At 54.2% G+C, this 20,771-nt stretch carries 19 protein-coding genes; 4 read left to right on the top strand and 15 right to left on the bottom strand.

What is annotated here, in order from left to right; all coding sequences use genetic code 11:
- Position 1: 1 nt before the first annotated feature.
- From FD30_RS06795 to FD30_RS06785, 3 genes are read right to left on the bottom strand one after another with little or no spacing between them, the layout of a single operon-like run.
- Positions 2-955: a hypothetical protein gene (locus FD30_RS06795; RefSeq protein WP_056944409.1), complete on the bottom strand. Its 954-nt coding sequence runs from the start codon at positions 953-955 to the stop codon at positions 2-4.
- Positions 956-967: 12 nt separating this feature from the next.
- A complete protein-coding gene (locus FD30_RS06790) occupies positions 968-1,858 on the bottom strand; it encodes an ATP-binding cassette domain-containing protein (RefSeq protein WP_056944408.1) in 891 nt (296 codons plus the stop codon).
- Positions 1,859-2,230, bottom strand: coding sequence for a GntR family transcriptional regulator (locus FD30_RS06785; RefSeq protein WP_056944407.1), 372 nt, complete (start codon positions 2,228-2,230; stop codon positions 1,859-1,861).
- A 179-nt stretch (positions 2,231-2,409) separates the two neighbouring features.
- Between FD30_RS06785 and murI the strand changes: the two genes are divergently transcribed.
- A complete protein-coding gene (gene murI / locus FD30_RS06780; protein WP_056944406.1) occupies positions 2,410-3,195 on the top strand; it encodes a glutamate racemase in 786 nt (261 codons plus the stop codon).
- Between the two features lie 71 nt (positions 3,196-3,266).
- On the opposite strand, the gene FD30_RS06775 is transcribed toward murI, so the two are convergent.
- Together FD30_RS06775 and FD30_RS06770 are read right to left on the bottom strand one after the other, a co-directional pair.
- Positions 3,267-4,142, bottom strand: a complete 876-nt coding sequence (locus FD30_RS06775) for a DMT family transporter (protein ID WP_056944405.1) — start codon at positions 4,140-4,142, stop codon at positions 3,267-3,269.
- A gap of 457 nt (positions 4,143-4,599) precedes the next feature.
- Positions 4,600-5,316 (bottom strand): DUF975 family protein, encoded by a 717-nt coding sequence (locus FD30_RS06770; protein WP_056944404.1) that lies wholly within the window; start codon positions 5,314-5,316, stop codon positions 4,600-4,602.
- Positions 5,317-5,541: 225 nt separating this feature from the next.
- On the opposite strand from FD30_RS06770, the gene FD30_RS06765 reads away from it, so the two are divergent.
- Positions 5,542-7,263 (top strand): aryl-sulfate sulfotransferase, encoded by a 1,722-nt coding sequence (locus tag FD30_RS06765; RefSeq protein WP_056944403.1) that lies wholly within the window; start codon positions 5,542-5,544, stop codon positions 7,261-7,263.
- Positions 7,264-7,423: 160 nt separating this feature from the next.
- Here FD30_RS06765 and FD30_RS06760 read toward each other — a convergent pair whose 3' ends face one another.
- Positions 7,424-7,645, bottom strand: coding sequence for a hypothetical protein (locus FD30_RS06760; protein ID WP_056944402.1), 222 nt, complete (start codon positions 7,643-7,645; stop codon positions 7,424-7,426).
- Positions 7,646-7,812: 167 nt separating this feature from the next.
- Between FD30_RS06760 and FD30_RS06755 the strand changes: the two genes are divergently transcribed.
- Positions 7,813-8,751 carry a nucleoside hydrolase gene (locus FD30_RS06755; RefSeq protein WP_056944401.1) on the top strand — a complete coding sequence of 313 codons (939 nt, stop codon included), beginning with the start codon at positions 7,813-7,815 and terminating at the stop codon, positions 8,749-8,751.
- Positions 8,752-10,144: 1,393 nt separating this feature from the next.
- Here the strand turns inward: FD30_RS06755 and FD30_RS06750 are convergent.
- From FD30_RS06750 to FD30_RS06735, 4 genes are all read right to left on the bottom strand, one after another.
- Positions 10,145-11,779, bottom strand: a complete 1,635-nt coding sequence (locus FD30_RS06750) for an ABC-F family ATP-binding cassette domain-containing protein (protein ID WP_024747542.1) — start codon at positions 11,777-11,779, stop codon at positions 10,145-10,147.
- 201 nt (positions 11,780-11,980) lie between these two features.
- Entirely contained in the window at positions 11,981-12,841 is an 861-nt protein-coding gene (locus FD30_RS06745) for an AraC family transcriptional regulator (RefSeq protein WP_056944400.1), read from the bottom strand.
- A gap of 596 nt (positions 12,842-13,437) precedes the next feature.
- Positions 13,438-14,574 (bottom strand): MFS transporter, encoded by a 1,137-nt coding sequence (locus FD30_RS06740; protein ID WP_235803258.1) that lies wholly within the window; start codon positions 14,572-14,574, stop codon positions 13,438-13,440.
- A gap of 132 nt (positions 14,575-14,706) precedes the next feature.
- Positions 14,707-15,600 (bottom strand): LysR family transcriptional regulator, encoded by an 894-nt coding sequence (locus FD30_RS06735; protein ID WP_056944398.1) that lies wholly within the window; start codon positions 15,598-15,600, stop codon positions 14,707-14,709.
- Positions 15,601-15,715: 115 nt separating this feature from the next.
- Between FD30_RS06735 and FD30_RS06730 the strand changes: the two genes are divergently transcribed.
- Positions 15,716-16,747 carry a YeiH family protein gene (locus tag FD30_RS06730; protein ID WP_056944397.1) on the top strand — a complete coding sequence of 344 codons (1,032 nt, stop codon included), beginning with the start codon at positions 15,716-15,718 and terminating at the stop codon, positions 16,745-16,747.
- 74 nt (positions 16,748-16,821) lie between these two features.
- Here the strand turns inward: FD30_RS06730 and FD30_RS06725 are convergent, their stop codons facing one another.
- The 5 genes from FD30_RS06725 to FD30_RS06705 form a co-directional block, all read right to left on the bottom strand.
- The gene (locus tag FD30_RS06725) at positions 16,822-17,322 is read right to left on the bottom strand and encodes a DUF3278 domain-containing protein (RefSeq protein ID WP_056944396.1); all 501 of its coding nucleotides are present in this window, start codon (positions 17,320-17,322) and stop codon (positions 16,822-16,824) included.
- A gap of 43 nt (positions 17,323-17,365) precedes the next feature.
- Positions 17,366-17,914, bottom strand: coding sequence for a DUF3278 domain-containing protein (locus tag FD30_RS06720; protein WP_056944395.1), 549 nt, complete (start codon positions 17,912-17,914; stop codon positions 17,366-17,368).
- A gap of 37 nt (positions 17,915-17,951) precedes the next feature.
- Positions 17,952-18,140, bottom strand: coding sequence for a helix-turn-helix transcriptional regulator (locus tag FD30_RS06715; protein WP_024747533.1), 189 nt, complete (start codon positions 18,138-18,140; stop codon positions 17,952-17,954).
- Between the two features lie 146 nt (positions 18,141-18,286).
- Positions 18,287-19,234 carry an aldo/keto reductase gene (locus FD30_RS06710; RefSeq protein WP_056944394.1) on the bottom strand — a complete coding sequence of 316 codons (948 nt, stop codon included), beginning with the start codon at positions 19,232-19,234 and terminating at the stop codon, positions 18,287-18,289.
- Positions 19,235-19,333: 99 nt separating this feature from the next.
- Positions 19,334-20,155, bottom strand: coding sequence for an Ig-like domain-containing protein (locus FD30_RS06705; protein ID WP_156652553.1), 822 nt, complete (start codon positions 20,153-20,155; stop codon positions 19,334-19,336).
- Positions 20,156-20,771 lie beyond the last annotated feature (616 nt).

Genomic DNA, 20,771 nt, shown 5'->3' with positions numbered 1-20,771 from the left:
CCTATTTCTCAATCCCAGTATGCCGCCGGCGCCACCACTCTAAGGGGTGCGGCCGCCAGAGCCAAAGGTACCCAAAGACCACGAAAGCGGCATAGATCAAGGTCATGGGTGACCAGGCTATGTGGTTACCCACGAAAATCAGTCCCAGGTACACCACGTAAACCAGGAAGACCGGCCACCGCAGTCCCGCAAAGAGCAGGTAGTGCCCGTCATTTTCTAATGACAGCCGCCGGTAAAGCCACGCGCCCCACGGCAATAAAATCACGATCGCCAGGAGCCACCCCAGGGCCAGGACGCCCGCCAAGCGAGCATCCGCTTGGGCGCTAACTGGCTGGGTCGGGAACCAGAGTCGTTCAATCACCGGCACCACCCCAATCAGGGATACCAGAAAACCGGCGACGGTGATGACCAATGGTCCGGTCTGGCCCACGATTAACGCGGCAAACCACCCAATGGTAAAGAAACCAACGGTCTGTAAGAAGCCGTACCCCCAACTAGTCAGTAGGCCGGGGAGCGCCAGATTGAACGTCTGCCCGGGCGCCAAGTGGCTCAGGTAGACGGCGTAGTGGATCACCGTCGTGACTAAGGCCATCGCCAAGAGGGTTCCAATGCCCAGCAAGGCTTTGTGCCAGTAAATGGTGGTGCGCCGGTAGCCGCTCATGAAGAGGAACCCGTTGAAGTGGTCCTTGAGGTCCCCGTTCATCAGCAATAACCCGACCAGCAGGCCCATGAAGAGGAGGCCACCCGGATACAGGGACAGACTCCCCATAGTAGCTTGCGTGTAGACGGTCCACTGGTGGATCTGGGCATCAAAGATGGCGCCCGTTAACTGGTGCGACCAACTGCCCGTCTCCGACCAGGCTAACCAGAATCCCAAGAGCACCGCAATCACGCCCAGTGCCCCCATCCGGCGTCGATAATGGCGCCACAGAAGTTGCATTAATGATGTTTGCATCTGCTCTGCCCCCTACTTCATCATCTGGTAACCCGTGTCCTGCGATAGGTTCGCTCGGAACAGGTCTTCCAAAGTCAGTGACAATTCCTCGAAGAGTACCGGTTGTAACGCCCGTAATTGGGCATCCAACTCGTCCGTATATTCGGGGAAGACCACGACCAAGACACGACCGGAGACCCGGATCAACTTACTGTTTTGCTTCAAGACTTCCGGAATCACTTTATCCTTGAAGACCAGCTGGACCTTCTTGGCTGTGGCCCGCACGTCTTCGAGGTTGTAATCGTGTGCTAAACGACTCTCCTTGAGGAGCAGGACCCGGTCACTTAGTCCGTCTAATTCGTTTAAGTCGTGTGACGAGATCAAGAAGCCCTTGGTCTGGTCGGCAACCTCGTCGATTACCATGGTCGCGATGTTCTCCCGCACGATGACGTCTAGGCCATCGAATGGTTCATCCAAGACGATGTAGGTCGCATTCGACGTCAGCGCCAAGATCACGTTGACCAACGCCCGCATCCCCTTAGACAGCCGGCGATACTGGTCGTTCAGCTGCAGGTCAAAGTGCTGGAGCAGCTTAACGTACCGGTCGCGGTCGAAGTTCGTGTAGACCAACGCGTAGAAGTCGGGTAACTCCCGCAACCGATAATTGCCCATAAAGTTGTACTGGGTATCAATAAAGAATAAGTGCTGTTGAAATTGCGGTTCCGCTTGGAGGTCGTGGTCATCAATGGTGACCTGGCCACTATCGGCGACGTACTGGTTGGTCATGGCCCGAAAAAGGGTGGTCTTCCCGACTCCGTTTCGGCCGACCAACCCCACGATTTCACCGGGTTGCCAGGTAAAATCAATCTCTTCAATAATCGGTCGGTGATCGATCGTTTTACTCAACTGGTTTACGTGTAACATTCAATCTTCCTCCTCATAGGCCGTTTTGATCCAGGCAATCACGTCACTCGCCGGGACGCCCAAGTAACGAATCTCCGTTAACAGCGTCAATAAGCGTCGCTTAGATGCCGTAATCTGGGCGGTATTGTTCCCGGACGTCGTGGTGTCCCGAACGTAGGTCCCCTTTCCCCGAATGGTCATGATGACCTGCTGGGTCTCTAATTGCTTATAGGCCTTGCTGACTGTATTGGGGTTCAATTGTTCCTGCCGCGCCATGTCACGCACGGACGGCAACCGGTCGCCGGGCTGCAGGATGCCCTGCACAATCTGTTGCTTGACGCGTAACACGAGTTGCTCGTAGTACGGCAGGCTGGATTCATCCCTAAGTTGCATGCCCTTCACCTCTCACTATCTGGGTTTTCCATGTGTTCTGTGTGTACTATTATACACAGTACACTCGAAAAAACAATTTGAATTTGCTAAGAATCCGTTACCTTACCCGCCAATCCGGGTGAACAGTGTTGCATCGAAACCAAAAAAGGCCTTTAATGGAAGCTTAGGAGGCGTTTCGTATGTCAAAGCAAACTGCACCCATTGGCGTCTTTGATTCTGGCGTCGGGGGGATCAGTACTCTCAGGACGCTGGCTCAGGCGTTGCCAAATGAGAATTTTATTTTCTACGGGGACTCCGCTAACGCCCCGTACGGTGAGAAGAGTTCCGAGAAGGTCTGCGTTCTGGCCAGCCAGGTCTTAGACCAACTCAAGCATCACCAGGTCAAGGCCGTAGTCATCGCCTGCAATACCGCGACCAGTGCGGCCAAGCAGCAGTTGATGGTCGCCAATCCGAATCTGCCCATCTTAGGAATCGAGCCCGCCTTAAAGCAGGCCGTCGATGCGGGGCGCCAACACATTCTGGTGATGGCCACGCCGCTGACCATCAGTCTGCCTAAGTACCAGGCCCAGGTCGCGAAGTTCCAAGCCACCACCCAGATCTACTCGCTCCCCTGCCCGGGATTGGCCGACACCATCGAGCTGGGGCACGCGGGCTTGCCACGGATTCAGGCGTTGATTGACCAGCTGATGGCGGACGTCAAGACCCAGCCCATCGACGCCGTGGTCCTGGGGTGTACCCACTATCCTTTCGCCGCTGACTTAATTGCGGCTGAATTCGACCATCCGGTCCAGATCTACACGGGCTACGAAGGACTGGCCAAGAACCTGGTCCGGCACCTGACCGACCAAGACCTCTTGCGGACGGCCCCGAATACCGACCGGCAGATTGATTTTTACAGTAGCCGCAATACCCCGGAGGAACTGGCGCTTTACCGCCACCTCTACCGTTACGGTCTCGACCAATAAGTCGCTAAAAAGGGCTCCTGAGTGGTCACGATTCGTTATCGTGACGATTCAGGAGCCCTTTTGGTACCCAATTATTGTCGTGCAGAGACCACCAGACCCCCAATGGTCAACAGGATGCCCACGATGACCAGTGGTGTGATGGGTTCATGCAAGATCAGCCAAGCCGTGACCACCGTGACGACGGGGACCAGGTAGATGTAGATACTGGTCTTGACCGTGCCCAGCTTTTTGACCGCGTAGGCCCAACTCAAGAAACACAGTGCTGAGGCCCCCAGGCCCAAGAACAGGAAGTTGACCAGGTTCTGCGACTGCAGAATCAAGCCGAACTTGACCTGCCCGTGAGTCGCGAAGAAGACCGGCAAGATGAAGATGATCCCGTAGATGAAAGTCCGCCGGGTCACCTGGACCGGGTTATGGCCCAGGGTGTTCAGGTAGCTGACCACGTAAGAATACAGCGCCCAGATCAGCGCAGCTAATAGGGCCAAAACATCCCCAGCGACGTTGATGTGCACCCCACTCCCGTTCAACGAAATCAACGAGATTCCTGCCATAGACGCCACGAAGCCCAAGACAAAGTGCTTCGTCAACCGTTGCCGCCCCAAAGCCGCCGCAATTAGGGCGATAAAGAGTGGCGAGGTCGAGACGATGACCCCGATGTTGGACGCATAGGTGAAGGTCAACGCGATATTTTCAAACAGGTAATACAGGCAGATGCCCAGGAGGCCAGCCGCTGCTAGGGCGCCCTCCTCCTTCCACGACGTAAATTTAAAGAACCGCGGATAGACCAGAAATAACCCGACTAACCCAATCACAAAGCGAATCAACAGAATCTCTAACGGGGCAAAATCCGTTAACAGGATCTTGGTAGAAATGTAAGTGATCCCCCACAGAAAAATCGTCAGAAGCGCGACTAAGTGCCCCTTCAATAAGTGCTCACGTTGTTGCATACCCTTGTTTCAATCCCTTCTCAATCAAATTCTCTCTCTTAGGTCGAACGTGGGGCAAAGGCCCCAATCCCGGTCCTTTGTCCCACGTCATGTTCCAATTTACTCTCTTAATCTCAACATTTGCGATACTCATCCGCCTTACCGGGCGGGCCTTGGCCTAAGCCGAGAAAAACCACTCGGCTAACGCCAATTTCACCGGCTGAGCCCTAGCGGCCACCGGGGCCTTACCATTGTACATAAATGACACAACTCGCGTTGCCAGCAGTACCCATGTAAGCCGGGAGGACGGCCAGACAGGGCTCAGCCGTAAAATTTTCCTTGGTGAGCGTTCTTCAGCTCGCCTAGGAAAAGGCCCAGCTTCGAGACCGCCCTGTGGCTCGAAGTGGTGCCCACGGCGTTCCAGCCCTGTCTGGCCGTCCGGTAAGGCGCTGGCTAGCACCACCGTTTACTTTCAGTCCTAGTTCAATGATGAATTGGCGCCGGCTTGGGCGGCTTGGCGGACGACCAGTTGGTTGTAGAACTTGGCACGGGTCTGGTCGTAATACGGCATTACAAAGATGGCTGGAATGCCGAAGAACAGGCCGCTCAACATGAACCACAGAATGAAGCTCAGGTCCATGACGAACAAGAAGCCCTTATTGCCGTCCATCATGTGCCGCGAACGGGTAATCGCTTCGAGCACCGTGATGGGATGGCCCTGGTCATAAGCGTCCCGGTAGATGTAGAACGCTTGGGAGTATGAATAGGTCTTGATGATGCCGGGAATGAAGAGCAACCAGCTCCAGAAAAAGACAAAGATTCCAGCTAGTATGCTAATGCCGACCCATCCCCAGAAGTAATGACTGTCTTCAAAGAGCTTGAAGCCGCGTTGCATTGGGTTGTCGAATTGGGCCGTTCCCCGGTCGAGATCAACCATGGTCAGCTGCACCCCAGCCCGCAACATCAAGCTCACGATGACTAACAGTCCCGCAAAGGACAGTGCCCCCGCTGAGGTTGCTAAACTATCGGTCCCCTCCAAGATGCGCTGTAGGCCACTAACGTTTCGATCCGAAATCATTTCGCTGACCCAGTTCAAGGCCAGCCATAAAATGGCAAGTAAGAAATAAAATTTAAACTGGTCGAGAACCTGTTTCTTGGCCCCCGCCTTAAGATTAATGCGATCTGCCGCTGTCATGTGTCGTCCCCTTTTCTCGCGGTCTACCCGCGTCCTCAATACTCCCTAGTATACCGTGTTTTCCCGGGAAACTGGACCCTAATTTTGCCCCTTAATCATGTGAGAAAAACACCAATCCGATGAGCTTCCCCATGGAAGCGGTTGTCCCCGTCCCCAAAAATTGGTAAACTACAACGAGTGCTTAAAAAGATTTTAGTGTAGACTATCTAAGGGAGTGCACATTCAATGAATAAGAAAAAATTTTGGGGGATTACCGCCGGTGTGCTGGTGGTCCTACTGATTGCGGGGGGCGCCACCGCCTATCACGAACGCCACCTGATTCGCCGGTACCTGTTGGTCCATCAACACTACGACAAGCCGGACATCCTCTCCACCAACCAAATCAAGCTCAACATCCGGCCGGCGCTGTCGACCAAGAACACCACGGCCACTAACCAGCTGACCAAGACCTACCAGCACGACTTACAACAAGTCAAGGTGGGGCCAGCTCAAGCCAAAGTGGTGGTGAACCCTTACAAGACGTCGCCGTTATCCGGGTTGATCCTGGTCAAGACGGCCCAACCCACCCGCGTTCGCTTAGTGGTGCACGGTAACCGGCCTGCCACCACCATCAAGCAGACCTTACCCGGCTACCGGACGCAACACAGCGTTGGGGTCTTAGGTCTCTACGCTGGCCGGGCCAACCGGGTCACCCTGCGCTTCACCACTAAGGACGGGCAGGTCACCCGACACACGTACCGGATGACCACCACCAAAGCGCCTAAGGGAATCGGGACCAACACCTTAAAAACCAGTCACCCGAAGCAGATGGCCTTAGGTCAGGGTCACACCAAGCTGACCTTCGCCGTCAGCAGTCAGGGCTACACCTACGGCTTAGATGCTCGCGGTAAGATTCGCTGGTACAGTACCCAGAAAATCTCCCACGTCTTCAAGGAACTCCAGAACCACCACCTGTTGATTTTAACCAAGATCAGCGATAGCGAACACAAGTACAACGCGTTACGCGAGACCGACTTTTACGGCCGGGTCTACCGCCAGTACAACATGAACGGACTCTTCCCGACTCGTCAGGATCCCAATAAGCTGTCCACCAACACGGTGATTCACCACGACGCCATCGAGTTGCCGAACCACAACTTACTCTTGACCGTGGACGACGGGAGTAAGAAGTTCGTTGAAGATACCATGATTGAACTAAACTACAAGACCGGTAAAATCGTCAAGGTCATCGACCTCAAGCGCATTTTGCCTAAGTCGGCTTACACCCAGTACGATGGGACGCACCGGCCGGACGGGAAGATCGATTGGTTCCACCAAAACTCCATGGTTTACGACCAGAAGCGTGACGAGTTAATCGTTTCCGGGCGTAATCAGGACATGATCTTCGCCATCAACTACAAGACCACCAAGCTCAAGTGGATCTTAGCCGCACCGGAGAAACTACCGAAGTCCTACCAAAAGTACCTGCTACAACCCACGAACAAGCACTTCCGTTATAACGGCGGCCAACACGCGGTTCAACTGATTCACCAGTCCCAACACCCAGGGGACAAGATCGAACTCGAGTTCTACGACAACAACGTCCCCGTCACCCGGGGCAAGACGGCGCAATCTAAGCAGTGGTCCGCCGGAGAAATCGTGACGATCAATCAGTTGAAGAAGACCGTAACCAAGACCTGGGAATTCGGCCAGCGTTTAGGCAAACGGAACTTCACCAACATCGTCGGCAGTAGTTACGCCGTGGGTAAAGGCAACACGCTGATTGGCTTTGGTTACGCCGACTGGGGCAAACGCAGCGAGTTCGTCGAGGTCAACCGCAAGACTAAGCAAATCGTCTTCGACGTGGACCGCACCCACTTCGCACACGGCGATTGGAGTTACCGGGCCCAACGGATGTCCCTATATCCTGGTACCGGGAGCCTAACGCTTAAGCAAATCACCAACTAAGTTTTCAATTGCACAGATTCCACCACTAAACAGCCCGTCAGGCGACTAACCTGACGGGCTGTTTTCATCTATATCGTTAATGTGCTAGCTGGAATGCTCCGCCTAACCAATTACTATCTAAATCATAAAATGGCCGACTGGTTAAGTCGGCCATTGTTCGTTATTTGCTACTGCTGCTTTGACTGGGGAGATCGCTAGGTTGACCGCTCGGACGTTTGCCATTCATCCCCCGCGGTCCCTTCTTCATCTGCTTAGCTTGGGCCGTCTTAGCCTGTTGCTGGCCTAACATGTACCCCGTTCCGCCGCCACCGACGAACAAGAGAATGCCGGCAACTAGCAGAACTAACCATCGTTTGGGCCCTTGATTCGGTCGTCGTTCCATGGTATCGATTCCTTTCTAGTTTCTGAGGATGCCTCTAGAATACCAGACGGGGCTTAACCCTAACTAAAATAAGCCGCTTACCTTGCCTTTTCCTCGGGAATTGGTTACTATTAGAACTATCAAAACGAATGTAGCATTTAATGTTCGTGTTTAAAAGGAGAGTTTCTATGCGTAACGTTTATTTTAACCATGATGGCAGTGTCGATGACTTAGTCTCCCTGTTACTCCTGTTACAAATGCCCGATGTTCACCTGACCGGGGTGGGCGTGATTGGCGCGGACGCCTATCTCGAACCCGCCGTCTCAGCCAGTCGCAAGGTGATTGACCGGTTCAGTCACGGTGCCACGCTGAACGTAGCCGCATCAAATTCTCGCGGTGTCCACCCCTTCCCTAAGGAATGGCGCATGGACGCCTTCAGCCTAGATGCTCTCCCAATTCTTAACGAAAGCGGCACAATCAACACCCCCATCGCCTCGAAGCCCGCTCACTTGGACTTGATCGATAAGGTCCAAGCAACCGCCGGCAAGACCACCCTGGTCATGACGGGCCCGTTAACGGACCTGGCTCGGGCCTTAGAGACCGACCCCAGCATCGCCGATAAGATCGACCGGCTCTACTGGATGGGCGGTACGCTCGACAACCGGGGCAACGTCGCCGAACCCGAACAGGACGGTACCGTGGAATGGAACGCCTACTGGGACCCGCAAGCCGTAAAGACGGTCTGGGACAGTCCACTGACCATTCAGATGGTCGGCCTAGAAAGTACCCACCAAGTGCCCTTAACGCCAGCCGTCCGGCAACACTGGGCGACCTTACGGCAACACCCCGCCCTCGATTTCATCGGTCAAGGCTACGCGTTGGTTCCACCGCTGGAACACTTCGAGACCAACTCGACCTACTTCCTGTGGGACGTCCTGACCACGGTCGCCAGTGACACGCCTAGTCTTGTGACCACCAAGACCGTGACCACCGACGTCTTGACTACGGGCCCCGGCCAAGGTCGGACCTTCGAAGTTGCCGATGGCCGGCCAATCACGTTAGTCACCACGGTCGATCACGACGGTTTCTTCCGGCGCATCGACGAATTGGCCCAATTAGCCGATTAAATCTCGTCATCCCTATCCCCAGAGCTCCGGACCCACGTCCGGGGCTCTTTAATTTGAGCTGGGGACAAGCGGCGATTAGTCAGTGTGCATAATCCTAAGATTAGCGCTGTAAAACCAAAACCATTGCGATCGTCATTCGCCTTACCGGACGGCCAGACAAGGCTGGAACGCCGTGGGCACAACTTGACGCCCCAAGTCCATAGTCCCCAAGCTGACCTTTTCCTAGGCGAGCTAAGAAACGCTCACCAAGGAAAATTTCACGGCTGAGCCTTGTCTGGCCGTCCTCTCGGCTTACAGTCGTGTAACCATAACGGAACATGATTTGCCAATAAACCATGGTCCCCAAGCATATTGGTGACGCCTATGATCATTTAAAAACCTCATCCTATACAAGATAAGGTCACAGTGGTCATTTACTGTCAACCGTCTGTACCATCAAGTATATGATGACGTACACCATTGATTTGAGGTCTGATAAAACTTGACTGATTAGCAATCACACATGTTGTCCAAATGTCAGAAAGCATCATTTTTAGTACACACAATTTAGCCGTGAGGTTGGTCCTGAAGAGGCTCAGTGGTGTCGTTTGGGTTAGTCAGCGTTTTTCAGCTGGCTTACCCAAAGGCCGAGCTTGAAGACCGCTCTTTGGCTTCAAGTCGTGCCCACCACGTTCCAGCCTCTTCAGGACCAACCGGTAAGGCGGGGGAATTGCCACAGTCTGCCCCTTGCATAAACGTAGGAAGGGGGTGCTTTATCCCAGCCCCTTCTATTTGCGCTAACCAGACACTCCGGAACCTCCGCCCCTGAATTTAGTTAACTTTTATTGTGAAATTAGTAACGATTTAACGTAAACTTTACATGCTCCTTTTCAGAACATAACCGCTTCAGTTTTCCCCTAACACAATCAGTTTAAGGACCGACCCCCATCGAATTCTTCTCCCCAGGAACCACCTCATCACTTTAAGCGAAGCCGTCTGACCGCAACCCATTACTTTTGACACGTACTTTACTGGGCAGCTCGCCAAGGCCTGTCCAACCAACATCTTCAAGTAATTGTTCCCTTTGTGGCCGTCCGTATCGACTCCCCGGGACACCTTGAAAAACTAACCATTTAGTCTTTCATTAAAAGTGACCAATGAAACTTTAATTAGATGGACCACTTACATGGTAAATTGCATGCAAAACGGTTGTATATTTCGTCAAAATAGGCTACAATCAATTGTGAATTAAATAACAATCTAAGTGATTCATCGCTTAGACACCTCTCATTCTAGCCATACTCCGTTTCCTGACGGCCTGGTCATGATGACCAGATGGCTCCCATTAGCCTTAACCAAACCAAAATAACGCCCCAAGACAATCCGTCTTGGGGCGTTATTTTCTAATCGTCACCTATTCAGCCGTTTCGTAGAGCGCCGCTACTTGGGCCTGAGCCTCAACGTGGGCTAGGAACTCATCGTAAGTGGTGTCTGCCCGGTCCACCAGCCCGTTCGGTCCAACCTCAATAATACGGTTGGCAATGGTCTGAATGAACTCGTGGTCATGGGACGTGAACAGCATACTGCCGGTGAAGGCCACCAGACTGTCGTTCAAGGACGTAATGGATTCCAGGTCCAAGTGGTTGGTCGGGTCGTCCAAGACCAGGACGTTGGCCTTACTCAACATCATCTTGGATAACATCGCCCGGACCTTTTCACCCCCGGACATCACGCTGACCTGCCGCGTCACGTCTTCGCCGGAGAAGAGCATCTTCCCTAAGAAGCCGCGCAGGAACGTGTTGTCACTTTCTTCCTTAGTCGCGTATTGGCGTAACCAGTCGACCAGTTGCAGGTCGTTGCCGTCGAAGAACTCGTTAACGTTCTTGGGCAGGTAGGTCCGACTCGTGGTCTGGCCCCAAGTCACGGTCCCGGCATCGGGTTCTAAGTTGCCCCCCAGGATCTGCATCAACACGGTCGTGGTCAGGTCGTTACGGCTAATGAACGCCGTCTTTTCGCCCGGCCGCAAGGTAAAGGACAGGTCCTGGAAGACGGGAACGCCGTCGATCGACTTAGACAGGTGTTCGACCCGCACCAAGTCATTTCCTAATTCCCGTTCTGGCGTGAAGTGGATGTAGGGGTACTTCCGCGAAGACGGCTTGATGTCGTCTAAAGTAATCTTTTCCAATTGCTTCTTCCGGGAAGTGGCCTGCTTGGACTTCGACGCGTTGGCACTGAACCGCGCCACGAAATCTTGTAACTGCTTGATCTGGTCGGCCTTCTTGGCGTTGGCGTTAGCCTTCAATTGGGCCGCTAACTGACTGGATTCTAACCAGAAGTCGTAGTTCCCCACGAACAAGGTAATCTGGTTGAAGTCCACGTCACAGATGTGCGTGCAAACCTGGTTCAAGAAGTGCCGGTCATGGGAGACCACGATCACGGTGTTTTCGTAATCCGCCAGGAAGTTCTCCAACCAGCTGATGGTCTGAACGTCCAACCCGTTGGTCGGTTCGTCCAAGATCAAGACGTCAGGGTGACCGAACAGGGCTTGCGCCAGTAAGACCTTCACCTTTTGCGGTTCGGTCAAGTCACTCATCTTTAGGGAATGCAGCGCTTCGCCGATCCCCATCCCCTGCAAGAGCTGACTGGCTTCGGATTCGGCTTCCCAGCCGCCCATTTCGCCGAATTCACCTTCGAGTTCCGCCGCCCGCAGGCCATCTTCATCGCTGAAGTCGGGCTTGAGGTAAATGGCGTTCTTCTCGGTCATAATATCGTACAATTTTTGGTGTCCCCGGATGACCGTGTCCAAAACCACTTCGTCTTCGAAGGCAAAGTGATCTTGGTTCAGGCTGGAAAGCCGTTCGTTAGGCCCCAGAGCGACGTTCCCGGTAGTGGGTTGCAGCCGCCCTTCAATGATCTTGAGCAGCGTGGATTTCCCCGCGCCGTTCGCGCCAATCACCCCGTAACAGTTACCGGGCGTAAATTTTAAGTTAACATCACTGTAGAGCTTCCGACCGGAAAACTGCATACTGACATTCGAAACGGTTAGCATATAACGATCCCTCCGTGAACTTTTTTTCGATAATTTCTAGATAAGATCCACGCTTCCACATTTAAAGAACCGCGATCAGGCTTGCCCCAGTCAATTTTTCCTAGAAAAAACCAACGGGACGTTTACGCGCCCACGCTGGTCATGAATTCGCTGTGGCAATGTTGCGTTAGTTTACCATAAAAACTACTCACAAGCAACCGGTTAGGCCCAAGATTGCCGGGCCGCGTAAGTCTCCCGGTAAGTCTTGGGGGTCATCTGGTAGTGTTGCTTAAAGGTCACAAAGAAGTTCTTCTCCGTCCGAAAGCCGGTCTTTCGGGCAATCTCTTGGATCGAGTCCTGGGTGCTCAGCAGTAAGGCCGTCGAGCGCTCCAGGCGAATCTGCCCTAAGTAGACCTTGGGGGAAACCCCCAGATAGGCCTTGAAATAGCGAGAAAAGTAGACACTGGAGTAATTTAACTCCGCCGCCAGAGCCGCAATCGAAACGGGTTCGGCGTAGTGCTCTTGAATCAAATTAACCGCCTTTCGTAACGGCTGAGGTAACGGCAACTGGTCGTTATCCAGCTCACCCTTGACCGTCAGCCGCTGGAGGAGCTCGCCCACCAACTGGTATTCCGCCCCCAGCGTGATCAGGTAGGTCCCCCGATCTTCGGCCGGATTGATGGCGTGCGTGACTAAGACCTGTAAGGCCTGGTTCAAGAACCGGTACTGCGGCGTATCGAGGTTCAGATCGATGGGACCCCAGACCGGAAGCTGTTCGGCGTCCACCGTGGTCCGTAACCAGCCCCCCGGCAACAAGAGCGTGATGACCTGGTCGTCTTCATCCAAAACGGACTCAAAGCTGTGCACGACTTCCGAATTGATCACGTACAGGTGGTGGGCCTGCAGCTGAAAGGTCGAGCTGCCGATGTGGGCCGTCCCCGGCGTCCCCCGGTAGACGTAGCAGAGTTCGACCGCTTGGTGCCAGTGTGGCAGCGCCGCCTTGGGTCCCCCCGTTCCGTGTGAAATGATCTGCAATGGCAAGTCCTTGCCGAAGTTTAGCCGTTCATGATAAGGTCGTGGCATCCTGGTTACCCCCAATTTTGCCAGCTACCCCCGAAGCACTCGTGCGTGTCCCGGGAATAACCATCGTCCAATCCACCTACCGAAATCCTGGTAGTCGTTAATAGTATAACGCCTTTAGTCATCAGGTAGTTAATTTTAGTAATCAGATGATTAAATTATGGGATTATATAAATGTTACAGATCCGTTACAATGGGTCACAGATAGAGGTTAAGGCAGTGAGCATCACGAACTCAATCCCGTGATGGTGACTTGCCTAACGCCTATCCTGAGTGACTGATCACTACTGGGGAGTGCTGATCACGTCACCCAAGTACGGGCAGTTACCCGTACCCTTAATCAACCAACAACCGGTGTCGTTTGGGGGAATGACACTTCGCTTGATTCTTTCTAACTAACCTACTCAGTTCCATCATCATCGTCGCTTGGGGGAGTGCCGACAGGAACTGACGCGGAAATCGCATGACCTTGGTCATCGGAATTAGGAATCCATTAGTGCATGGCTAATGGATTTTTTTGTCTGCTGCGGTTCCGCCCCTGTCCCCTTATGGGCGCAATCAAAAACGACCAGCCAGAAACGGTTGGTCGTCTTTTCTCTCTATTCTGCTGGTTGCGTCGCCTGAGGCTGGCGTAAGAGGAAGGCCATTACGAACGATACGATCAGGAAACCGGACACGACTAAGTACGGGTAATGAGGATTCATATCCAGTAACATCCCCGACATGATGGGTCCCACGATATTCCCGACACTGGTCAGGGACATGTTCAACCCGTTGATCAGCCCCTGGTTGGCCTCACTGGCCTTAGTCAGCAAGGTGGTAATCGCGGGCCGTAAGAGGTCAAACGCAGAGAAGATCACCAATGTGGCGATGATGACTTCCACCTTGGTGTGGGCTTGGGTGATCCAAATCGTACAGATGGCGGCTAGGAAAAAGCACGTCCGAATCACGGCCCGTTCCCCGAACCGCCGGACCATCCCGTCAAACAGGGCAACCTGGAGGAACAGCGAAATCAACCCGTTTAAAGTCAGAACCAACGCAATGTTGCTCAGGCTAAAGTTGAAGACTTCGTTGACGTAAATACTATAGATACTTTCAAACCCTTGCAGGCCGAACGACGACACCAGGATCATGGTAAATAAGATGATGATGGGGACCGTCCAAAAGGCCCGCGTCATGGGGTGGCTGGTCGGTTCATCGACCACCGGCGCATCCGCGACTTCATCCTGTTCCGCGTCACTAGGCAGCAACGTGATCAGGATGATGGCACTGATCAAGCCTAGGGTTCCGGCGACCCAAAACGGGGTCTTATAACTGAAGCCGGCGAGGATGCCCCCGATTCCGGGCCCCAAGATCAGGCCCCCACTGAAGGCGGCGGACAACCACCCAATCACCCGCGCTCGTTGTTGACGGGTGGTGATATCGGCGGCCAGGGCCATGGCGGTCGGGACCACCATCGCGGCGGAAAGACCGCCAATCAACCGCGAAATGTTAAAGACCATTAACTGGTTGGTCAAGGCGAATAGGAATTCCGACGCCATGAATAAGAACAGCCCCGCCGTCAAGACCGGCTTCCGGCCGATGCGGTCGGAGACCCGCCCAATGATGGGCGACGCCACGAACTGGGCGAAGGCGAATAACGCGTTCATGACCCCCATATCCGTTGCGGTCAGATGCAAGTCGTTCTTGATGAACGGCATCACCGGAATGACCAGACTGATTCCCAGACACACCAGGAATTCACTGAAGATTAAGATAAAAATGGCCCGTTTCGTTTTTTTTCGTCACGTGGCACCACCCCTTTTCGGAAAATTTAGCGACAATACTCCCATTCTAACGGGGTGGATATTAATTGTCTAATATTAGGCTCACTGATTTCCCGCTTGCTGGTGGAGCTGCTGGGCCAAGGCCTGGTAATCGGCCGCAAAGAAGCTCTCACGTAGGTAGACCAAGTCTAAATCGTGTTCCACGCGGCCCGCCGTGAGGGGGAGCTCCCGGATGGTGCCGGCGGCCAACTCTTGCGCCACCACCGACCGGTAGACGAAGCTAATGCCTACATTGGCTAAGACCAACTGGCGAATCGCCGCCGGGTGGTTGACCGTCACGGTCTGGGAGAAATCCGCCAACGTGACGTTTGCGGCCTGGGCCAGGTGTAACAGAATGTCCCGGCTCCCCGACCCCTGTTCCCGGATAATCAAGGGGTAGCGGGTCAGGTCCGCCCAAGTCACCTGATCTCGTTGGGCCAAGGGATGGTGGGCGGCCACGATTCCCACGAAGGGTTCGCGCCGAATCACCTGGTAATCGTAGGCGTGTTTATCGAAATTCCCTTCAATTAACGCAAAGTCGCTCTTCCCCGACTGTAGTGCCTTCAACGCCGCCTGAGTGTTGGTGATCCGGCAGTTAATGGTCTGGTAATCCGCCCGGTGCTGGAGGACGCGGACCAGTTGAGGGGCCAGAAACTCACTCAATGATAAGGTGGTACTAAAGCTAATTTGGCGTGGTTGGTGGGGTCGGCGTAGGTCGTCTAACAACCGGGTCGATTGGGCCTGGGTGCGTTGGATGAAGTCCGCCAGTTGCCGACCCGCCGCGGTAATCGTGAGGTAGGGCCGCCGGTAAGCCACTAAGGGCACGCCAATCTCGGCCTCCAAACTATGGATCTGTTGCGAGACGGCGGGCTGGGTGATAAACAATTGCTCGGCAGTGCGGGTGTACGACTTGGTCGCCACCAACACCAGAAAGGTCTGATACCGCTGGTCAAACATGAAACACGCCTCCATCATAAGTAGAATTTATGTAAACATCACAGATAACAATTTTCTTTTATGATACCACTCTGGTAACCTAAGGCTATTCATTTGAGAAGGAGAAATTGCCATTATGCTAGAAATTCGGACCACCTTAGCTTCCCGACCATTCTGGGGCGCTGCCGTGATTACCTTGATCTGCGCCGTCGCCGGAAGCGAATTGGCGCAACTGCCTTACCTGAACTTAGTCGGTGCCTTAGTCATCGCCCTCTTATTGGGGATGGCGTGCCAAGTGCGGCCCCAGATCGTCGCACCCAACCGGGCCGGCATCGGCTTCATTTCCAACAAGTTCCTCCGGTTAGGCATCATCCTCTTAGGGTTCAAGCTGAACCTGATCCAACTGGCCAGCGCCGGGGTCAAGACCATCAGCTTAGCCGCCGTCATCGTGACCGGGATGGTCTTATTGACCTACAACCTGAGCCGTAAGATGGGCGTCGACAAGGACCTGGCCATCTTAACGGCCACCGGGACCAGTATCTGTGGGGCCGCCGCCGTGATGGGCGTCTCTCCCCAAATCAAAGTCCCCGCTGAAAAAGCCGAACAACAACGGGAAAACGAAGTGCTGGCGGTGGCCATCGTGGCCATCTTAGGGACGGTCTTCACGCTGATTGAAATCGGCTTGAAGCCACTCCTGCACCTGACTGCCGTTCAATTCGGGGTCCTGACTGGCGGGTCCCTGCACGAAATCGCCCACGCGGTGGCTGCCGGGAGTGCCGGCGGTCCCGTAAGTCTGGACACGGCCATCATTACTAAGCTCTCCCGGGTCCTATTGCTGGCCCCCGCTGCCGTGATCATCGGCCTGTGGTACCAAAAGTCCACGCCAACGGCCAACACGGACGCTAACGCCAAGCTGCCGATTCCCTGGTTCATGGCCGGCTTCATTCTGACCAGCCTGATTGGGACCTTCATCCCCTTGGGTGACGTCGCCCTGGCAGCGCTAGTCAAGCTAGCTTACATCTTCTTGGGGATGGCCATGGCTGCCCTGGGGATGAGTGTTAACTTCCGGGTCATCGCCCACCGTGGTGGTAAGCCGTTCTTAGCTGCTTCCATCGCTTCCGTGATTCTGATGAGTGGTGTGGCACTGGCCAGCAAGCTGTTCTTCTAACCTTAACCGCGTCAATTCAAAAAGCCGTCGTCCAACAAACACTGGATGACGGCTTTTTGGTGCTCTGGGAGACCTCACACGACCTGGCGAATGCGCCCTTTCAACGTGGTATAACGGTCATACCCGCTCAGAAACGCGAGGACTAGGCTGAATCCCACCCAGTATCCAATCAGTTCCAGTCCGTTCAGTCCGCAGTTGATGGCCAACACCAATAGCCCTAAGCCGCTACCATACCGGACACCGCGCCACCGGAGTTGCCGAAGCACTTGTGGATACTCATTCGGGGCAATCTCTAAGTCGTTGAGGTGTAACTGACGGACCCGATGCGTGATCACCAGCTGACCGATGACCAACGCGACTAGATTACTGACGACCAGACCCACCAACAGCGGTTCCGCCGGCAGGTAGAGGAGCAGGACCGCCGTGAGGACCTGGCTCCCCCAGAAGTACACCAGTCCCCCGACCAACACCTGCGTCCCCAAACGGTACACCTGCGCGTCAGCATATTCGTCCATTTGCTCAGCGTTGACATCAAAGATCAGCCGCCATAACCATTTATGTATCCGATTCTTCATTCGTTGTCGCTCCCCATAAATTTTCCCGCCTCAAAATTACCGACTACTCCAATTCTCGTTTAGTCCGTGCCAAGGCGTCTTCTACAGCCACTCGGCGTTGAAAGTAGACGACATACCATAGAATAAAGCCTTCTACTAAGCTGAGAACTAAGAGTTTCACCGCCGCTCCACTCCAAAAGATCTGCTGCCAAGTCTGGGGCCAGTCCAGGGCAACCTGCACGCCCCAGAAGAACACCGCAAAGCTGATGCCCTCTTCCAGACTCCGCTGGCGAACCAGTCGTAGATATCCGTGGACGTTCGTCGGCGTCACGTCTAATTGATTCAGTTGCAGCTTTGTGACCTGCGTTTTTAGCCAAGTGTTCGTCAGCAGCACGCCCAACACATCACCCCCCAGTAGACTTAAGGCCACCCACCGTGGTGTTCCGTTCGCCAGTAACCCAATCACAGCGCCACCGCTGATCAGCAATAAGTATATGGCTAAGCCCGTAAACGCTTGGTTACCTAGTCGATTCAATTGAGCTTGCCGGTATTCATCAAGAACGCCGTCAATTCGATAAATCCGCGTCACCCAGAACCGTTTCCACTTCGTCATGTGCCATCGCCTTCCCGTATTTTCAAATTAGCCTGCATTATTCCAGCCAAAATAGCGTGTTCAAATCCGTCCCCAGAGCGTGAGCTAAACCGATGCATAACTTGAGTGACGGATTGTACTTATCGTTTTCAATCAAGTTAATCGTTTGTCGCGCCACACCTACGGCCGTTGCCAATTTAAGCTGGGAAAGACCTTGTTTCAATCGATACTCTTTGACCCGATTCACGACCGTTCCTCCGTTTGTTGTCATATATAGTTGACACATTAAGGATACACCCTGACGAAAACATGTCAACTATATATGACATGCTTTTCCTCAAAAACCGGTGCTATCTGTCTGATAACGCCGGTCATTTCATCAATCGTTCAATTTTAAATCGAATGCTCCCAACCACCATGGGTATCCAGGTGCGTGGCATCTGCCAAGGCTTCCAGGTCTCTGATTTCGTTTGCAGATAGCTTAACCGCTAGTGCGCGCTTGGCACTATCGACGTAGGCGGGCTTGGTGACGCCTAAAATCGGTAACGTCCCCTTAGCCAACGCCCAGGCCGTCGCCACTTCAGCGACGGTGGCATCCTGCGTAGTCCCAATCGCCTGCATCCGCTGGACCAACTTGGTCAGTTCCGGCAACATGGGATTGTAGACGTTGCCCCGCGAGCTATCTGCCGGCAGAGGGTGGACCATATCATACTTGCCCGTCAGTGCCCCCTGTTCCAGGACCATGTAGGCAAAGAATTTGATGTCATTTTCTCGACAATAGTCCAGAATTCCCTCCTGTTCGGACGCCCGGTCCAACAGGCTAAAGTGGTTCTGGACCGCCGAGACCTTAAAGCCGGCCGTCCCCAGAATCTGGTTCGCTTGCTTGATCTGGGCCAGGTTGTGGTTCGAAACACCGACCTGACGAATCTGGCCGCTCTGCAAGAGTGGAATCAACTTCGGCGTCCACCGCGCCACGTCATCCGAGTTATGAATCCAATAGATGTCGATGTAGTCAGTCTTTAAGCGCTTCAAACTGCCCGCCAACATCTCGGTGACCGCTTGATCATCGGTCGCCAGCTGGGGCGTGAACTTGGTCGACAAGGTGTACGTCTCCCGCGCATAGTCGTTCAAGAGGTCGCCCAGGATACGTTCCGAGTCGCCGGCACCATAGGCATACGCGGTATCCCACAACGTTAAGCCGCCTTGCATGGCAGCGTCCACGACCGGACGGAGGTCGCTTTCATCTAAATGGTGGCCAAAGATTTGGTCGCCGCCGGCATCGCCGATACCCCAAGACCAGGTACCCAAAGCGATAGCGGGTAATTTTGGTTGAGTAGCCATTGACAAACTTCCTTCCTCATTCCTACCCACCTAGTTTACCCCATGAGGTTGTTTTGGGAAAGTTTCAAGTCTTGGTCCCGTTCAGTTAAGTTCTCTTGCTTAGTGGTTGAGTAGCCACTCCGTGAGCCGCTGGTTGAGTTGGGCGAGGCTCTGGCGCAGTGCGGTTCGGTAATGCTGCAACTGGACCAACCGCCGCTGGTTCTGGGTAACCTTTTCCTGGCGCTCTTGCACGGCCGGCACCAACCATTCCAGGCTACTCTGTGCGTTCACATAGGCCTCGCTTCCCGGAGTCGCCGTGGCCACCGTGGTACGGGCCCGTTGAAGGTCTTCTTGGGCATCCGTCAGCTCCGCCGTTAAAAAGGTCCGGTTCTGAGTTGCTCGCTGGAGACTATTTTCCGCATCTGCAAGGTCTTTAGTGAGCGCCTTGATCTGTTGGCGCAACCCGCTCTCCGTTGTGACTGGCGGCGTAACGGGTTGCGCTGGAACAGGCAGCACCAGTGGCGTAGTTGGCGCTGGTTCCGGTGCGACCGGAGCTGGGACTACTGGCTTGACGGGTGCCGGTTTGTTAGGTTGCGCCGGTTTCACCGGCTTAGGCGCCCGGTAGCGTAGATTGGCGACCCGCGCACGGTACCCCTTCTTGGTGACTTTTAACTGGAAGGTTCCCGTCTTCAAGGCGCGACGTAATTTTATCCGAAAGTGACCTCGGGCGTTGGCCTTGCCGTGCCCCACCGCACGTTGCCCGGAACGGTAAAGGATCACTTTGGCCCCCTTGGTGGTCGTCCCCTGAACTGTCTGCGCCACGACCTTAAGCTGGCGGACCTTAGCGACCTGTTGGCGCTTAGCGTCCGCTTGCCCGACCGTGAATCCGGTGACCCCCACCGCAACGGCCACGGCCGTTAACACCCTACTCTGTACTGTCATAAGTTAAACTCCCCTAAATTTAAAGATGTGTTAGCAGTTTAGCACCCTTTTAGATTGTGGACAATCAATCAGCTAACCAATCGTACCTAGTGACTGAACCACGCCACCCCATCATTCACTTAATCCCTAGTTGGGCTGGTTGGGGTCTGGGGATGTTAAATATCCGCCTTACCGGGCGACTAACTATCCGCGAGTCCAGGCGGTCCCAACAGCCGATTGGCAGGGCCGTGACGCCAGTGGGCACGACTTTGAGCTTCGCCAAACCCGCGAATCTCAAAGCTCGGCCTTAGCCTAAGGCCAGTAGACCACTGGCCTAACGCTAATGTCACCGGCTGGGCCCTATCGGCTGTTGGGACCTTGACCGTGGTGGCCATTTTTAAATAACGTAAGGTCCAATTCAACGGCTAGTGTGAGCCGAGAGGGCGACCAGACAGGGCTCAGCCGTGACATTATTCTTAGTTGGCGTCCCTCAGCCAGCTTAGAATAAGGCCCAGCTTCGAGACCGCACTTTGGCTCGAAGTGGTGCCCACGGCGTTCCAGCCCTGTCTGGTCGCCCGGTAAGGCGGACAAACCATCAGTGTTCACAAAAACAGCGGTCATCAGGGACTAGGGTCCG

Source organism: Levilactobacillus namurensis DSM 19117, assembly GCF_001434785.1.
Lineage (GTDB): Bacteria > Bacillota > Bacilli > Lactobacillales > Lactobacillaceae > Levilactobacillus > Levilactobacillus namurensis.
Note: the sequence above shows the minus strand (reverse complement) of the source record. Positions and strands in the feature narration are given on the sequence as shown.

What these genes read in the sequence shown, in the direction of transcription:
- FD30_RS06795 (WP_056944409.1), bottom strand. Translation starts at nt 955, where the DNA reads ATGCAAACATCATTAATGCAACTTCTGTGGCGCCATTATCGACGCCGG.
- FD30_RS06790 (WP_056944408.1), bottom strand. Translation starts at nt 1,858, where the DNA reads ATGTTACACGTAAACCAGTTGAGTAAAACGATCGATCACCGACCGATT.
- FD30_RS06785 (WP_056944407.1), bottom strand. Translation starts at nt 2,230, where the DNA reads ATGCAACTTAGGGATGAATCCAGCCTGCCGTACTACGAGCAACTCGTG.
- murI (WP_056944406.1), top strand. Translation starts at nt 2,410, where the DNA reads ATGTCAAAGCAAACTGCACCCATTGGCGTCTTTGATTCTGGCGTCGGG.
- FD30_RS06775 (WP_056944405.1), bottom strand. Translation starts at nt 4,142, where the DNA reads ATGCAACAACGTGAGCACTTATTGAAGGGGCACTTAGTCGCGCTTCTG.
- FD30_RS06770 (WP_056944404.1), bottom strand. Translation starts at nt 5,316, where the DNA reads ATGACAGCGGCAGATCGCATTAATCTTAAGGCGGGGGCCAAGAAACAG.
- FD30_RS06765 (WP_056944403.1), top strand. Translation starts at nt 5,542, where the DNA reads ATGAATAAGAAAAAATTTTGGGGGATTACCGCCGGTGTGCTGGTGGTC.
- FD30_RS06760 (WP_056944402.1), bottom strand. Translation starts at nt 7,645, where the DNA reads ATGGAACGACGACCGAATCAAGGGCCCAAACGATGGTTAGTTCTGCTA.
- FD30_RS06755 (WP_056944401.1), top strand. Translation starts at nt 7,813, where the DNA reads ATGCGTAACGTTTATTTTAACCATGATGGCAGTGTCGATGACTTAGTC.
- FD30_RS06750 (WP_024747542.1), bottom strand. Translation starts at nt 11,779, where the DNA reads ATGCTAACCGTTTCGAATGTCAGTATGCAGTTTTCCGGTCGGAAGCTC.
- FD30_RS06745 (WP_056944400.1), bottom strand. Translation starts at nt 12,841, where the DNA reads ATGCCACGACCTTATCATGAACGGCTAAACTTCGGCAAGGACTTGCCA.
- FD30_RS06735 (WP_056944398.1), bottom strand. Translation starts at nt 15,600, where the DNA reads ATGTTTGACCAGCGGTATCAGACCTTTCTGGTGTTGGTGGCGACCAAG.
- FD30_RS06730 (WP_056944397.1), top strand. Translation starts at nt 15,716, where the DNA reads ATGCTAGAAATTCGGACCACCTTAGCTTCCCGACCATTCTGGGGCGCT.
- FD30_RS06725 (WP_056944396.1), bottom strand. Translation starts at nt 17,322, where the DNA reads ATGAAGAATCGGATACATAAATGGTTATGGCGGCTGATCTTTGATGTC.
- FD30_RS06720 (WP_056944395.1), bottom strand. Translation starts at nt 17,914, where the DNA reads ATGACGAAGTGGAAACGGTTCTGGGTGACGCGGATTTATCGAATTGAC.
- FD30_RS06710 (WP_056944394.1), bottom strand. Translation starts at nt 19,234, where the DNA reads ATGGCTACTCAACCAAAATTACCCGCTATCGCTTTGGGTACCTGGTCT.
- FD30_RS06705 (WP_156652553.1), bottom strand. Translation starts at nt 20,155, where the DNA reads ATGACAGTACAGAGTAGGGTGTTAACGGCCGTGGCCGTTGCGGTGGGG.